At 43.7% G+C, this 652-nt stretch carries 1 pseudogene; it reads left to right on the top strand.

The features are described from left to right. A pseudogene (locus GW12_RS00505) lies at positions 1 to 594 on the top strand (IS5-like element IS17 family transposase); the annotation flags it as partial. Positions 595 to 652: the final 58 nt, after the last annotated feature.

The raw sequence follows: 652 nt of genomic DNA on the forward strand, positions 1-652 counted from the left end.
GATGGGCTGCATCTACTCGTAGACTCTACAGGCATGAAGTTTCTAGGTGAGGGCGAATGGAAACGCAAGAAACATGGAGCTGAATATCGTCGCCAATGGCGTAAACTACATATTGGTATAGATGCCAAAACCCTACAAATACGCGCTATTCAGCTCACAACCAATAATGTCAGTGATTCACAGGTGCTTGGTGATTTACTTAATCAGATTCCACAAGATGAGCAGATTGACTCTGTTTATACCGATGGAGCTTATGACACCAAGCAATGCCGTCAGGTCATTGCAGATCGGCAAGCGCATGCGGTGATTCCACCTAGAAAAAATGCGAAACCATGGAAAGATAGAACGAGTAGCTCGCTAGAGCGAAATGAATTACTTCGAACAGTTAAACGTTTAGGCAGGACATTATGGAAAAAATGGTCAGGCTATCATCGGCGAAGTTTGGTGGAAACCAAGATGCATTGCATCAAATTATTAGGCGATAAACTCAGTGCAAGAAGCTTTCCTAGTCAGGTGAATGAGATCCATGCACGTGTAGCAGTCCTTAACAGATTTACGGAATTAGGTCGACCACTTACCCAAGTTACGCCTTAAATTTGGCTCAATTAGGGGCGCTTTGCATTTCAAATCTTTGTGCAACAAAGCCGCTCAA

Source organism: Acinetobacter sp. HR7, assembly GCF_000773685.1.
In the GTDB taxonomy this organism is placed as follows: Bacteria; Pseudomonadota; Gammaproteobacteria; order Pseudomonadales; family Moraxellaceae; genus Acinetobacter; species Acinetobacter thermotolerans.